The 13,657-nt window shown below is 37.7% G+C and carries 12 protein-coding genes and 1 tRNA gene; 9 read left to right on the top strand and 4 right to left on the bottom strand.

What is annotated here, in order from left to right:
• The first annotated feature begins 33 nt into the window (after positions 1–33).
• From aat to infA, 3 genes are all read left to right on the top strand, one after another.
• Positions 34–753 (top strand): leucyl/phenylalanyl-tRNA--protein transferase, encoded by a 720-nt coding sequence (gene aat / locus GNP81_RS04125; RefSeq protein WP_155673604.1) that lies wholly within the window; start codon positions 34–36, stop codon positions 751–753.
• A complete protein-coding gene (locus GNP81_RS04120; protein ID WP_155673603.1) occupies positions 750–1,442 on the top strand; it encodes an arginyltransferase in 693 nt (230 codons plus the stop codon). Before aat ends, GNP81_RS04120 begins: the two co-directional genes overlap by 4 nt.
• Before the next feature lie 89 nt (positions 1,443–1,531).
• Positions 1,532–1,750 carry a translation initiation factor IF-1 gene (infA, locus tag GNP81_RS04115; RefSeq protein ID WP_005420180.1) on the top strand — a complete coding sequence of 73 codons (219 nt, stop codon included), beginning with the start codon at positions 1,532–1,534 and terminating at the stop codon, positions 1,748–1,750.
• A gap of 122 nt (positions 1,751–1,872) precedes the next feature.
• On the opposite strand, the gene clpA is transcribed toward infA, so the two are convergent.
• Positions 1,873–4,125 (bottom strand): ATP-dependent Clp protease ATP-binding subunit ClpA, encoded by a 2,253-nt coding sequence (gene clpA / locus GNP81_RS04110; protein WP_155670562.1) that lies wholly within the window; start codon positions 4,123–4,125, stop codon positions 1,873–1,875.
• Positions 4,126–4,167: 42 nt separating this feature from the next.
• Positions 4,168–4,488, bottom strand: coding sequence for an ATP-dependent Clp protease adapter ClpS (gene clpS, locus GNP81_RS04105; protein ID WP_005420184.1), 321 nt, complete (start codon positions 4,486–4,488; stop codon positions 4,168–4,170).
• Positions 4,489–4,886: 398 nt separating this feature from the next.
• Here clpS and cspD point away from each other — a divergent pair, with 398 nt between their 5' ends.
• Together cspD and GNP81_RS04095 are read left to right on the top strand one after the other, a co-directional pair.
• Positions 4,887–5,108 carry a cold shock domain-containing protein CspD gene (cspD, locus tag GNP81_RS04100; RefSeq protein ID WP_063648680.1) on the top strand — a complete coding sequence of 74 codons (222 nt, stop codon included), beginning with the start codon at positions 4,887–4,889 and terminating at the stop codon, positions 5,106–5,108.
• A 105-nt stretch (positions 5,109–5,213) separates the two neighbouring features.
• Positions 5,214–5,756, top strand: coding sequence for a DUF4136 domain-containing protein (locus tag GNP81_RS04095; RefSeq protein ID WP_155670564.1), 543 nt, complete (start codon positions 5,214–5,216; stop codon positions 5,754–5,756).
• A gap of 52 nt (positions 5,757–5,808) precedes the next feature.
• Here the strand turns inward: GNP81_RS04095 and GNP81_RS04090 are convergent, their stop codons facing one another.
• Positions 5,809–7,266 (bottom strand): protein adenylyltransferase SelO, encoded by a 1,458-nt coding sequence (locus GNP81_RS04090; protein WP_155673602.1) that lies wholly within the window; start codon positions 7,264–7,266, stop codon positions 5,809–5,811.
• Between the two features lie 111 nt (positions 7,267–7,377).
• A tRNA-Arg gene (locus GNP81_RS04085) sits at positions 7,378–7,454 on the bottom strand.
• 266 nt (positions 7,455–7,720) lie between these two features.
• Between GNP81_RS04085 and folD the strand changes: the two genes are divergently transcribed.
• The 4 genes from folD (at position 7,721) to GNP81_RS04065 (ending at position 13,628) form a co-directional block, all read left to right on the top strand.
• The gene (gene folD, locus GNP81_RS04080; RefSeq protein WP_005420192.1) at positions 7,721–8,578 is read left to right on the top strand and encodes a bifunctional methylenetetrahydrofolate dehydrogenase/methenyltetrahydrofolate cyclohydrolase FolD; all 858 of its coding nucleotides are present in this window, start codon (positions 7,721–7,723) and stop codon (positions 8,576–8,578) included.
• A gap of 185 nt (positions 8,579–8,763) precedes the next feature.
• Positions 8,764–10,698 (top strand): PrkA family serine protein kinase, encoded by a 1,935-nt coding sequence (locus GNP81_RS04075; protein WP_155673601.1) that lies wholly within the window; start codon positions 8,764–8,766, stop codon positions 10,696–10,698.
• A gap of 130 nt (positions 10,699–10,828) precedes the next feature.
• Entirely contained in the window at positions 10,829–12,100 is a 1,272-nt protein-coding gene (locus GNP81_RS04070; RefSeq protein ID WP_155673600.1) for a YeaH/YhbH family protein, read from the top strand.
• 10 nt (positions 12,101–12,110) lie between these two features.
• The gene (locus GNP81_RS04065; RefSeq protein WP_155673599.1) at positions 12,111–13,628 is read left to right on the top strand and encodes a SpoVR family protein; all 1,518 of its coding nucleotides are present in this window, start codon (positions 12,111–12,113) and stop codon (positions 13,626–13,628) included.
• Positions 13,629–13,657 lie beyond the last annotated feature (29 nt).

Genomic DNA, 13,657 nt, shown 5'->3' with positions numbered 1-13,657 from the left:
CCTAAAAATAATGAATAGTGATTTCTTTTATCTATGACTATCTATTTACCTGAGCTTATTCCATCTCATTCAACCGTTTTTCCTAATATAGAAAACGCATTAAATAACCCTGATGGTTTACTCATAATGGGTGGAGACTTATCCTCTGCGCAGCTGATCAGTGCATACCAACATGGTATTTTCCCATGGTACAGTGATGGTGATCCTATCCTATGGTGGAGTCCAAGCGTTCGAGGCGTATTTTTCCCTGAGCAATTTTCACCATCTAAAAGCTTAAAAAAGTTCTTCAGAAAATCGAACTACAACGTAACTCTCAACAAAGCCACTTATCAAGTTATTGACCTTTGTGCATCAACCAGGCCAAAAGAAGAAACATGGATAATGCCGGAAATGATCAAGGCTTATAAAACATTGGTTGATCTTGGTTATTGCCATTCAGTTGAAGTATGGAATGGCAATGAGTTAATTGGTGGATTATATGGGTTACAAATAGGCCAAGTTTTTTGTGGTGAGTCTATGTTTTCATTGCAAACTAATGCATCAAAAATTGCATTATGGAAATTTTGTGAGCACTTTGTATCATCTAATGGAAAGCTTATCGACTGCCAAATGATGAATCCTCATTTAGAAAGTCTTGGAGCTCAAGAAATGAAACGAAGTAATTTCAAAACATTACTTGAAGAGCTTCGTGTAAAACCAACATCATCTGACTGCTATTTAACTCAAACTTTAGGGGATAGTTCATTTTCATGAATCAATACTCACTTCAAGTTGGTTTAACACCAGAAGGGCCTTGCAGCTACCTACCAGAACAAAAAGAACGATTAGCCGTTGTAATGGAACAAGAATTACATACAACTTTAGGTTATCAAGCCCTAATTCGTCTTGGTTTTCGTCGAAGTGGTGAAACCATTTATAAACCCATGTGTGAGCATTGTGATGCTTGTAAGCCACTAAGAATTAATGCAAATAAATTTAAACCAAGCAAAAGCCAAAAAAGATTACTAAATAAACTCTCTTCTTTCCGATGGGAACTAAAATCCAAAATGGATGATAATTGGTTCGATTTGTATGAACGTTATATCAATACTCGCCATAGAACTGGAAGCATGTATCCTGCGAATCAAAAACAATTTTTTGAATTTTCACACAGTCACTGGTTAACGAATCAATTTTTACATATTTATGAAAACGAAACTCTAATAGCCATTGCTGTTAGTGATGTTCTATCTGACTCCATCAGCGCTATGTATACATTTTTTGAACCAGAACATCCTCTATCTCTAGGAACAATCTCCGTTCTTATTCAGCTAAAATTATGCAAAGAGTTATCTAAAGAGTGGCTTTACCCTGGTTATCAAATAGACGATTGCCCAGCAATGAAGTATAAAGATCAATATAAACCGAACCAAAAGCTAGTAAATATGGTCTGGCAGGGTTAAAATGCAGCCCAAACTTTACATACATCATTTTTAAGGGCATTATTAGCCGCTTAAAAATCAGCCAAAGCTATCTATATAAAGAGGATTCAATGGCAAAAGAAGACGCAATTGAACTGCAAGGCACAGTTCTAGATACACTACCAAACACAATGTTTCGCGTAGAATTAGAAAACGGTCACGTTGTTACTGCTCATATCTCAGGTAAAATGCGTAAAAACTACATCCGTATTCTTACTGGTGACAAAGTAACAGTTGAAATGACTCCTTATGATTTATCTAAAGGCCGTATCGTCTTCCGTGCGCGTTAATTTGTCATTCTATTAGTTTATCGCTTTAAACTAATAAAAAAACAATAACAAAAACCCAGTCAATGACTGGGTTTTTTATTAGATCTCAAAGCAAACTAGATGATAGCAATAGAATTGGTTTATTAATGAACCGCTTCAGTTTCACTTGTAAATTCAAATACAAGTTCATCTTTCTTAAGTTTCACTCGTACCGTACCACCATCAACCAAATCACCAAACAGTAATTCATTTGCCATTGGTTTTTTAAGGTTTTCTTGAATAACTCGAGCCATTGGACGTGCCCCCATCGCTTTGTCATAGCCCTTTTCAGCAAGCCATGCTTTTGCTTCTTTGGATACTTCCATTGATACACCACGAGCATCTAACTGTGCTTGCAGCTCTGCAATGAATTTTTCAACAACCAGTGAAATGACATCTTTACTTAGATGCTCAAACCAAATGATATTATCCAAACGGTTTCTGAATTCAGGCGTAAATACTTTCTTAATTGCCGCCATTGCATCAGTAGAATGATCTTGTTGAATTAGACCAATTGATTTTTTAACCGTCTCTTGAACACCCGCATTGGTTGTCATAACAAAAATTACGTTGCGGAAATCCGCTTTACGTCCATTGTTATCTGTCAACGTACCATTATCCATTACTTGTAACAGCAGATTAAAGATATCTGGGTGCGCTTTTTCAAGTTCATCAAGAAGAACAACAGAATGTGGATGTTTAATTACCGCATCAGTTAATAAACCACCTTGCTCGTAACCAACATAACCCGGAGGCGCACCAATTAAGCGGCTAACAGTATGCTGCTCACCATATTCAGACATATCAAAGCGCAGTAATTCAATACCTAAAGCTTTAGCTAATTGAACCGTTACTTCCGTTTTACCAACACCAGTAGGACCAGCAAATAAGAATGAACCTACCGGTTTATTCTCAGCACCAAGACCGGCACGGCTTAATTTAATCGCTTCACATAGTGCATCGATACCCTGATCTTGTCCAAACACAAGCATTTTTAATTTATCATCAAGCTTTTTCAGAACATCTTTATCACTTGAAGATACAGATTTTTCAGGAATACGCGCCATTTTCGCGACCATGGATTCAATATCAGCGACATTGATGGTCTTTTTACGACGACTAGCAGGTGTTAAGCGACAACGTGCGCCCGCTTCATCAATTACATCAATTGCTTTATCTGGAAGATGGCGTTCATTAATATACTTAGCAGATAATTCTACCGCCGCACGAAGTGCTTTATTGGTATAACGCACTTCATGATGTTCTTCGTACTTACTTTTCAGACCGATCAATATTTTTGTCGTATCATCTAACGACGGTTCTAAAATATCAATTTTTTGGAAACGACGAGCTAATGCACGTTCTTTTTCAAAAATAGTGCTGTGTTCTTGATAAGTTGTTGAGCCAATACAACGTAATTTACCACTACTTAATAATGGTTTAATTAAGTTCGCGGCATCAACTTGACCACCAGAAGCGGCACCCGCTCCAATAATGGTATGAATTTCATCAATAAATAAAACCGCGTGTTCTTCTTTTTCAAGTTGCTTCAAAATCGCTTTAAAACGTTTTTCAAAATCACCGCGGTATTTAGTACCCGCAAGTAATGAACCAATATCTAAAGAATAAATAACACAATCTTTAATTACATCAGGTACTTGTTCTTCAACAATACGCCATGCAAGACCTTCCGCAATCGCAGTTTTACCAACACCAGCTTCACCCACTAATAATGGGTTATTTTTGCGACGACGACATAACACTTGAATAGTTCGTTCAAGTTCTTGATCACGACCAATAAGCGGGTCAATACCACCATTTTTAGCGACTTGGTTTAAATTAGTTGCAAAACTCTCTAATTTATCTTCTGAATTTGCTTCAACCGCCGCTTCAACATTGTTTGACTCGCTATTTTCATCTCGATTTTCTGGTGCACCATGGGAGATAAAGTTAACGATATCTAAACGGCTAATATCATTCTTTTTAAGTAGATATGCTGCGTGAGATTCTTGTTCACTAAAAATAGCGACCAATACGTTTGCACCAGTAACTTCACTTCGACCAGATGATTGAACATGAAAAACAGCTCGTTGTAATACACGCTGAAAGCTAAGCGTAGGCTGAGTTTCACGGCTTTCATCATCAAGAGGAATTAATGGTGTTGTCTGTGTGATAAATTCGTCGATTTCAGTTGCCAAGGCATCTAAATCAGTATGACAAGCAATAAGCGCTTCGTGAGCTGATGGGTTCTCCAGCAGAGCAAATAGCAAGTGCTCTACCGTCATGAATTCATGACGCTTTTCTCGCGCACGAGCAAACGCAGTGTTCAAACTCGCTTCTAATTCTTTATTTAGCATAGGAACCTCCCAAAACACCAAATTATGGTGTAACGAACAAACTTACGCTTGCTCCATTGTACACAGTAGTGGGTGCTCATTATCACGCGAGTAAGTATTCACTTGCGCAACTTTAGTTTCAGCAACTTCAGCAGTGAACGTCCCACATACTGCTTTCCCTTCATAATGCACTGTTAGCATTAATTGTGTTGCTTTTTCCAAGTCCATGGAAAAAAATTTATCTAAAACTTCGACAACAAACTCCATTGGAGTGTAATCGTCATTATTTAAAACCACTTTATACATAGATGGTGGTCTTAACTCTGTTTTCTCTTGCTCCAAAACATCTGAATCAGGAGAAATCCATTCATATAGTTTACTCATGTCGACAACTAAATTAGTAAAAAAATAATCTGATACTTCAAGGTATCCCCTTACTATTCAGACTAATCTAGACGAGAGATTACATCAAACAAAAGATACTGTTTTAAAGTCTTTATCACTTATTTTTTTGTTAATTGGATAGAAATTCATCGAAACAATAAATAAAGAATAGAGCCTTTTGTTCAGGTTCTCCACTATATTTATCAAACTGATATTATTGACAAATATGTTAACCTTAAATGTGATATTAAGTATAAATGTTAAAAAAGTGACAACTTTGTACTTGACTCACATTTTATATTTAATAGAGTGTACTTGTAGTGGTTATCAATTGAACAGCTAAATGATTAATTCATAACCATTGTGCTAGGTAATTAAAATGCAGAGGGATGTATAGCATGGCAACAGGTACAGTAAAATGGTTCAATAACGCCAAAGGGTTTGGCTTCATTTGCCCAGAAGGTGAGGATGGCGATATTTTTGCTCATTACTCCACCATCGAAATGGAAGGGTACCGTACCCTAAAAGCAGGACAGGCCGTCACTTACGAAATCCACGAAGGTCCAAAAGGTTTTCATGCAAGTGAAATTAAACTACTCGAAGGTGAAAGTGCCAAATAACTTCATTTTCAAGTTTATAAAAAGGTGAGTGAATGTACTCACCTTTTTTGAACCAATTCTACCGATACCACTCCAATCTTTATTCATTTCGTTTAGGTCTCTATTTTGAAATATATACTTTCTTTACTTCTACTTTTTACATTAAGCGGTTGTGTTACTGAAACACATCAAGAAAAAAGCACGGTAAACCTTGTTACAACTGGTGATATTAATAACATAATATCTGGAAGAACATTCTTCAGTTGGCATCCGGATGTCAATGCCAATTACCTAAATAAAAAATTAAACAAGAATGATACTGAAGAAAAATTCATTCTTGCTTTAAAAAATGAATTAAAACAAAAAGGGTTTATCTACACGGATGATCTGCAAAAAGCCGATTTTTATATTGGCTATGGTTTAGGGGTAGATACTAAGATCAGCGACGATCAAATTCTAAATAAAACAGGATTATCAGCAGGCATAGAGCCACATGGCATCGATGAAAATAACAGTGACAAAGCCAGTGTGTTTATTGCCGTTTATTTGCCGACTCAATTATCACCACAATGGACAATATTAGCTCAAGGTTATACAAATAGTGATAAAACGGGTGCAATGGACGAATTACTTCAACTCATGTTTCACAGCTTAGAAGAGAGAAACTAAGAGTAAAAAGCAGCAAATATGGCTGCCTTACTACGTCATAAATTAATTAACTCTATGATGAACAGCTGATTTCCATTTTCTTCCCCCACTCTGGGGGGAATTCAGCATAATGCTCAAAATCAGGATGTTCATCAAATGGTGATGCCAATAGCGTAGATAAAATTTTAACGTCACTAAAATCCCCCTCATTTGCTTTAACAATGGCCTGTTGAGCTAAGTAATTTCTCAAAATATATTTTGGGTTCACTTTTCTCATTTTTGAACAACGCATATCGGAGCTATCAGCTTCTAACTTACATCGTGTTAAGTACAGATTTACCCATAATGTTGCCGCATCTCTATCAACAAATAAATCAATTACAGTTTGTTTATCTTGAGAATCTAAGTAAGACAGCGCCCTCATAAATCGAGTGTAATCCACCGCACCTTGTGACAGTAATTCGAACATGGATTCAAATAGACGGCTGTCCCCTTCCTGCTTAGAAAATAGGCCCAATTTTTTTCGCATCAATTGACTAAAATAATCATGCAATTTTATTTCATATTGCTCTAATGCTTTTTCTAAATCTGACTTATCAATTAACGGTGAAAGTGAATGTGCCAAGGCCGATAAGTTCCATAAACCAATTCTAGGTTGTTGATTAAATGCATAGCGCCCTTGGTAGTCAGAATGATTACAGATATAACCGGGCTCATAATCATCAAGAAAGCCAAAAGGACCATAATCGAACGTTTGGCCAATAATCGACATATTATCGGTATTCATAACACCATGGGCAAATCCCACAGCCTGCCATTGCGCAATCATATAAGCAGTTCTATCTACAATATTATTAAACATTGCGAGATATGGTTTATCTTCACCTAAACAACAAGGGAAATGCCATTCAATCACTTTATCCGATAATAACTTTAGCTCTTCCAATAAATTTGAATAAAACAAATGCTCAAAATGACCAAATCGAATATGAGTTTCAGCCATTCTAATGAGTAGAGCCCCAGTCTCATACCCTTCTCTAAATACCGGGGTATCACTCGTCATCATTCCTAATGCTCGTGTCGTAGGAATACCAAGCCCAGCCATCGCTTCACTACATAAATACTCACGAATTGTAGAGCGTAATACAGCTCGGCCATCACCAGAACGAGAATAAGGCGTTAAACCAGCTCCTTTTAAATGAAGATCAAAACTATTCCCTTTTTTATCTTTTATTTCTGCTAGTAAAAGTCCTCTTCCATCACCAAGGTCTGGGTTATAACTACCAAATTGATGTCCTGCATATTTCATGGCTAGTGGTGCAAAAACGGACGGCACTGTCTCACCCGAAAACGCATCTAACAGCTCAGAATGATTATGTACGTTCTCAGGTAAATCAAACTGTTTAGCTAATTCACTGTTCCATATAAGCCAACGAGAATTATCTAAGGGGGTCGGTTGTACATACGTGAAAAAACAGCGAGGCAATCTTGAATAGCGAGTAGTAATTGAAAGTGAATTCCAAAAAGACATAAGAGTAATCCATTAACTATGCAATGAACTAACGCTAGCATATTGATAAATAATATGACAGAAATGAAAAAAGCCGCACTAACCATAAGGTTAATGCGGCTTTTCCAATTTTGGCGCGCCCTGTAGGATTCGAACCTACGACCACATCCTTAGAAGGGACGTGCTCTATCCAGCTGAGCTAAGGGCGCTTTGTGTGGTAGGATTATACGAATATCCGAAATCAGATCAATCCTTTTCTTATCATTATCTTACTGAGTGATGAAAAATGAGTCACTTTGCTCACTTTATAGCAACAAGAAAACCATTCTGAATAAAAAACCTACAAATATCATTGATATTACGATGTTTTGATACTTAAAAAACCTCTGGCGCAAACGTTTGCTCTATGGCTATTCTGAATTAATTCTGCGACAATACTTAGGTCAACCAGTAACTGCCCTTTAGAAGGATCACTATGACCGCTCAAATTATCGATGGAAAACTCATTTCTCAAACCGTTCGCTCTGAAGTCGGAGCTCGTGTTAAAGCTCGTGTAGAAGCAGGATTACGTGCTCCAGGCCTTGCAGTTGTATTAGTTGGACAAGATCCAGCCTCTCAAGTTTATGTAGGTAGTAAGCGTCGCGCCTGTGAAGAAGTCGGTTTTGTTTCAAAATCATATGACCTTCCAACGACCACATCTGAATCAGAACTTCTTAACCTAATTGATGAACTAAACCAAGATCCTGAAATTGATGGTATTTTGGTTCAATTACCTCTTCCTGCAGGAATGGATAGCACGAAAATTTTAGAGCATATCGACCCAGAAAAAGACGTTGATGGTTTCCATCCATATAACGTAGGTCGATTATCACAACGTATTCCAAAATTGCGTTCTTGTACACCAAAAGGGATCATCACTCTACTTGATCGCTACAACATTCAAGTTCGTGGCATGCATGCCGTTGTTGTTGGTGCTTCCAATATTGTTGGTCGACCAATGACGCTTGAATTACTTCTCGCTGGTTGTACGACCACTACTTGTCATCGCTTTACAAAAGATTTGGAAAGCCATATTCGTCAAGCTGATTTGGTTGTTGTCGCCGTTGGTAAACCAAACTTCATTCCAGGTGAATGGATTAAAGAAGGTGCTGTCGTTGTTGATGTAGGTATTAATCGACTGGATTCAGGTAAGTTAATTGGCGATGTCGAGTATGACGTAGCCAAAACAAAAGCAAGTTATATTACTCCTGTACCTGGTGGTGTTGGCCCTATGACAGTGGCGACACTTATCGAAAACACCCTACTTGCTTGTGAGCAATACCACAGCAAATAACTTTCAATAATTACAAAACTATCAATTGGCGAGCAATTTTACTGCTCGCTTTTTTATATCTGCGCTTCCCCACACTTCTTGACCAAATTTCACTCTATTTTCAGTTTTTTCTTGGACAAAATAAGCATTTAGTTACTAGGCTTAGTATGCGTAATTTAAAAAACGGATGACAAGAGGAAATGGATATGAGTATTTTTGACCACTATCAAGCCCGTTATGAAGCGGCAAAAGATGAAGAGATGTCACTGCAAGATTTCTTATCACTATGTAGTAATGACAAAAGTGCTTATGCTAATGCAGCAGAAAGATTACTGCTGGCCATTGGAGAGCCTGAAGTCGTCGATACTGCACTTGATCCGCAACTCAGTCGCATTTTCTCTAATCGTGTTATTTCTCGCTATGAAACCTTCAAAGATTTCTATGGTATGGAAGAGCCAATAGAACAAATTGTTTCTTATCTAAAACATGCAGCTCAAGGCCTTGAAGAACGTAAGCAAGTGCTTTATTTATTAGGTCCAGTAGGCGGTGGTAAGTCTTCACTTGCTGAAAAACTAAAAAGCTTAATGCAAAAATTACCTATTTATGTACTTAGCGCAAATGGGGAACGCAGCCCAGTTAATGATCACCCTTTCTGTTTATTTGATGTCAATGAAGATGGTGAACTACTCAAAAATGAATACGGTATTGAACCACGTAACCTACGCTCCATTATGTCACCTTGGGCAGCAAAACGACTGCATGAATTTGGTGGCGACATAACGAAATTTAAAGTCATTAAAGTTCACCCATCGATTCTTGACCAAATCGGTATCGCAAAAACGGAACCGGGCGATGAGAACAATCAAGATATTTCCTCTCTTGTAGGTAAGGTCGATATTCGTCAATTAGAGCATTTCGCCCAAGATGATCCTGATGCTTATAGCTATTCGGGATCACTATGTAAAGCGAACCAAGGCCTAATGGAATTCGTAGAGATGTTTAAGGCTCCGATTAAAGTGCTTCATCCTCTTTTAACTGCTACCCAAGAAGGTAATTTTAATGGGACAGAAGGACTGTCAGCGTTACCATTTGATGGGATGATCCTTGCTCACTCAAACGAATCAGAATGGCAAACGTTCCGAAATAACAAAAACAACGAAGCCTTTTTAGATAGGGTTTATATCGTAAAAGTCCCTTATTGTTTGCGTGTATCGGAAGAAATCAAGATATACCAAAAACTACTAGAGCACAGTGAATTGTCTCATGCACCTTGCTCTCCTAGTACGTTAGATATTCTGGCGCAATTCTCAATATTATCGCGTCTAAAAGAACCAGAGAATTCATCTCTTTTCTCTAAAATGCGTGTTTATGACGGAGAAACCCTAAAAGACACCGATCCAAAAGCCAAAAGTTACCAAGAGTATCGAGATTTTGCTGGTGTTGATGAAGGTATGTCAGGCTTATCAACTCGATTCGCCTTCAAGATCCTCTCTCGTGTATTTAACTTTGATCAAACCGAAGTCGCAGCCAACCCTGTTCATCTTTTTTATGTAATAGAACAACAAATAGAAAGAGAACAATTTGCACAAGACATTGCAGATAAATACACCGAATTCTTAAAAGGGTTCTTAATCCCTAAATATGTCGAGTTTATCGGTAAAGAAATTCAAACCGCTTATCTTGAGTCTTATTCAGAATATGGTCAGAACATTTTCGATCGTTACGTAACCTATGCTGATTTTTGGATTCAAGATCAAGAGTATCGTGATCCTGAAACTGGCCAATTATTTGACCGTTCAGCACTTAACGATGAATTAGAAAAAATAGAAAAAACAGCGGGGATCAGCAATCCAAAAGATTTCCGTAATGAAATCGTGAATTTTGTTCTTAGAGCAAAAGCAAACAACAACGGACAAAACCCAACCTGGACCAGTTACGAAAAACTGCGTGTAGTTATTGAGAAGAAAATGTTCTCCAATACAGAAGATCTTCTTCCAGTTATCTCCTTTAACGGAAAAACCTCAACCGACGATCAGAAAAAACACGATGATTTTGTAGCTCGAATGATGGAAAAAGGCTACACCAAAAAACAAGTAAGACTATTAGCTGAATGGTACTTACGTGTTCGTAAATCATCATAAAAATAAACAGGACGTTACAGCCCATAGCTGATTATGGGCTGATCTAATAACATTTTAGCTAATTTGTTGTCTATATAAGTAAGTTCCTTTAGACAATCGCTAAGGTGATATGAATCAGGAGGGCAATATTATGGCTCAATTTATTGACCGAAGGTTGAATGGTAAAAAGAAAAGTACAGTCAATAGACAGCGCTTTATTCGTCGCCATAAAGACCAAATAAAACGTGCGGTTTCTGATGCTGTAAATCAACGTTCAGTAACCAATACAGAAAGTGGTGAAAGTATCTCTATTCCAAAGGGAGATATTTCGGAGCCTGTTTTCCATCAAGGTCAAGGTGGTATTCGTGAACGTGTATTACCCGGTAATGACCAATTTATTAAAGGCGATAAAATTGAACGTCCTCAGGGTGGTAATGGTGGCGGAGGTGCTGGTGATGGAGATGCCAGTGCTGATGGCGAAGGTCAAGACGATTTCATTTTTCAAATATCAAAAGACGAATACCTTGATATTCTTTTTGAAGAACTTGAATTGCCTAATCTTGAGAAAAACCAAGTTCAAAAAATAACAGAATGGGAAACCCATCGAGCAGGTTATCAAACCGCTGGCGTCCCTTCTAATATTGATATCGTCCGCTCCCTACAGCAATCACTTGCCCGCAGAACAGCCATGACAGCGGGTAAAAAACGATTATTGTCCGAGTTAGAGCAAGAATTAGAAGCCATTGAAAACAGTGAACCGAGTCAACCGCTTACGGTTCGTAAAATGCAGGAGCAAATAGAGGAACTTAGAGAAAGAATCAAACATGTTCCTTATATTGATTCGTTTGATTTGCGTTATAAAAATTACGAACGAACCCCAATCCCATCAAGTCAGGCGGTGATGTTTTGCTTAATGGATGTATCTGGGTCTATGGATCAAGCAACCAAAGACATCGCAAAACGTTTTTACGTTCTACTTTATCTATTTTTAACTCGTACTTATGAAAACGTAGAAGTCGTTTTTATTCGCCACCACACTCAAGCGAAAGAAGTAAATGAACACGATTTCTTTTACTCTCAAGAAACCGGTGGGACCATGGTTTCAAGCGCATTGAAACTCATGAGAGACATCGTTGCTGAACGTTTTCCTGCAAATGAGTGGAATATTTATGCCGCACAAGCCTCTGATGGTGATAATTGGGCTGATGACTCACCAAAATGTAAAGAGTTACTGACGTCATCCATTCTTCCAACTTGCCAATATTACTCATATATCGAAATCACAAAACGTCATCACCAAACATTGTGGACTGAGTACGACAAGTTGGCACAAGGCTTTGATAATTTTGCTATGAAAAACATTCGCTCCGTTGAAGATATTTACCCAATATTCAGAGAATTATTTCAAAAGCAGCTGGCTTAAGGAGGCAATGATGAAAAGGACGACAAAGCTACCTGATGGGCCAGATTGGACCTTTCAAATGCTCGAAGAATATCATGTAGAAATTAAGCGTGTTGCCGAGCACTACCGTTTGGATACTTACCCAAACCAAATCGAAATCATCACAGCTGAACAAATGATGGATGCTTACTCTAGTGTAGGTATGCCCATTAATTATCATCACTGGTCATTTGGTAAAAAATTCATCCAAACAGAACAAAACTATAAGCATGGTCAAATGGGACTCGCTTATGAAATCGTTATTAACTCCTCCCCCTGCATTGCCTATTTAATGGAAGAGAACACCATTACAATGCAAGCCTTAGTCATGGCACATGCTTGCTATGGTCATAACTCATTTTTTAAAGGTAATTACCTATTTCAAACTTGGACTGACGCCAGTTCGATTGTCGATTATTTATTGTTTGCTCAACAATACTTAACCAAGTGTGAAGAAAAATACGGTGTTGATGAAGTAGAAAAAATTCTCGATTCTTGTCATGCCTTAATGAACTATGGCGTAGATAGATATAAACGCCCTGAAAAAATCTCGATAGCAGAAGAAAAAATTCGTCAAGAAGACAGAGAAGCCTATCTTCAATCTCAAGTAAATGACCTATGGCGAACCGTACCAAAATCAAAAGAAGAAAATAACGAAGAAAAAGTTCGCTTTCCATCAGAGCCACAAGAAAACATTCTTTATTTTATAGAAAAACATGCTCCCCTACTTGAATCATGGCAACGAGAAGTCGTTCGTATTATTCGAAAAATTAGCCAATATTTTTATCCTCAAAAACAAACTCAAGTAATGAACGAGGGTTGGGCTACTTTTTGGCACTATACGATCCTTAACCACCTTTATGACGAAGGATTAGTGTCTGAAAAGTTTATCCTCGAATTCTTACACAGTCATACCAATGTTGTTGCTCAACCAAGTTATAACAGTCCTTATTACAGCGGAATTAATCCTTATGCTCTTGGTTTCGCCATGTTCCAAGACATTCGTCGAATATGTGAGGAGCCAACAGATGAAGACAGAGAATGGTTTCCGGATTTAGCAGGAAGCGATTGGTTAGATTCGGTGCATTTCGCCATGCATAACTTTAAAGATGAAAGTTTTATTAGCCAATATTTATCACCTAAGTTAATTAGAGAATTTAAGCTATTCTCTATCTTAGATAATGATAAAAACAAACATATTGAGGTAAATGCTATTCATGATGAAACAGGTTATCGCGAAATCAGAGAAAAATTAGCTGCTCAATACAATTTGAGTAACCTAGAACCTAACATTCAAGTGTGGAATGTAGATGTGCGAGGTGATCGTTCTTTAATTCTGCGTCATATTCCTCATAACCGTATACCTTTGGATAAGAGCCATGAAGAAGTAATGAAACATCTTCATCGTTTATGGGGCTTTGACGTTATCCTTGAAGAAGTGATTTCATTTAATCGAGCTGAAATTATTTCGTCTTGCCCAAAACGTAATTATTACAATACCAGCATTTAATGCTAATCAAAGCTAATATCAGACATAAA

It is taken from the genome of Aliivibrio fischeri (assembly GCF_009727955.1).
Classification (GTDB): domain Bacteria; phylum Pseudomonadota; class Gammaproteobacteria; order Enterobacterales; family Vibrionaceae; genus Aliivibrio; species Aliivibrio fischeri_A.
This window is presented reverse-complemented; position numbering and strand designations above follow the sequence as displayed.

Excerpts from the sequence above, each read along its gene's own strand:
- folD (WP_005420192.1), top strand. The coding sequence starts at position 7,721 with ATGACCGCTCAAATTATCGATGGAAAACTCATTTCTCAAACCGTTCGC.
- infA (WP_005420180.1), top strand. The coding sequence starts at position 1,532 with ATGGCAAAAGAAGACGCAATTGAACTGCAAGGCACAGTTCTAGATACA.
- GNP81_RS04075 (WP_155673601.1), top strand. The coding sequence starts at position 8,764 with ATGAGTATTTTTGACCACTATCAAGCCCGTTATGAAGCGGCAAAAGAT.
- cspD (WP_063648680.1), top strand. The coding sequence starts at position 4,887 with ATGGCAACAGGTACAGTAAAATGGTTCAATAACGCCAAAGGGTTTGGC.
- aat (WP_155673604.1), top strand. The coding sequence starts at position 34 with ATGACTATCTATTTACCTGAGCTTATTCCATCTCATTCAACCGTTTTT.
- GNP81_RS04065 (WP_155673599.1), top strand. The coding sequence starts at position 12,111 with ATGAAAAGGACGACAAAGCTACCTGATGGGCCAGATTGGACCTTTCAA.
- GNP81_RS04120 (WP_155673603.1), top strand. The coding sequence starts at position 750 with ATGAATCAATACTCACTTCAAGTTGGTTTAACACCAGAAGGGCCTTGC.
- GNP81_RS04070 (WP_155673600.1), top strand. The coding sequence starts at position 10,829 with ATGGCTCAATTTATTGACCGAAGGTTGAATGGTAAAAAGAAAAGTACA.
- clpA (WP_155670562.1), bottom strand. The coding sequence starts at position 4,125 with ATGCTAAATAAAGAATTAGAAGCGAGTTTGAACACTGCGTTTGCTCGT.
- clpS (WP_005420184.1), bottom strand. The coding sequence starts at position 4,488 with ATGAGTAAACTATATGAATGGATTTCTCCTGATTCAGATGTTTTGGAG.
- GNP81_RS04090 (WP_155673602.1), bottom strand. The coding sequence starts at position 7,266 with ATGTCTTTTTGGAATTCACTTTCAATTACTACTCGCTATTCAAGATTG.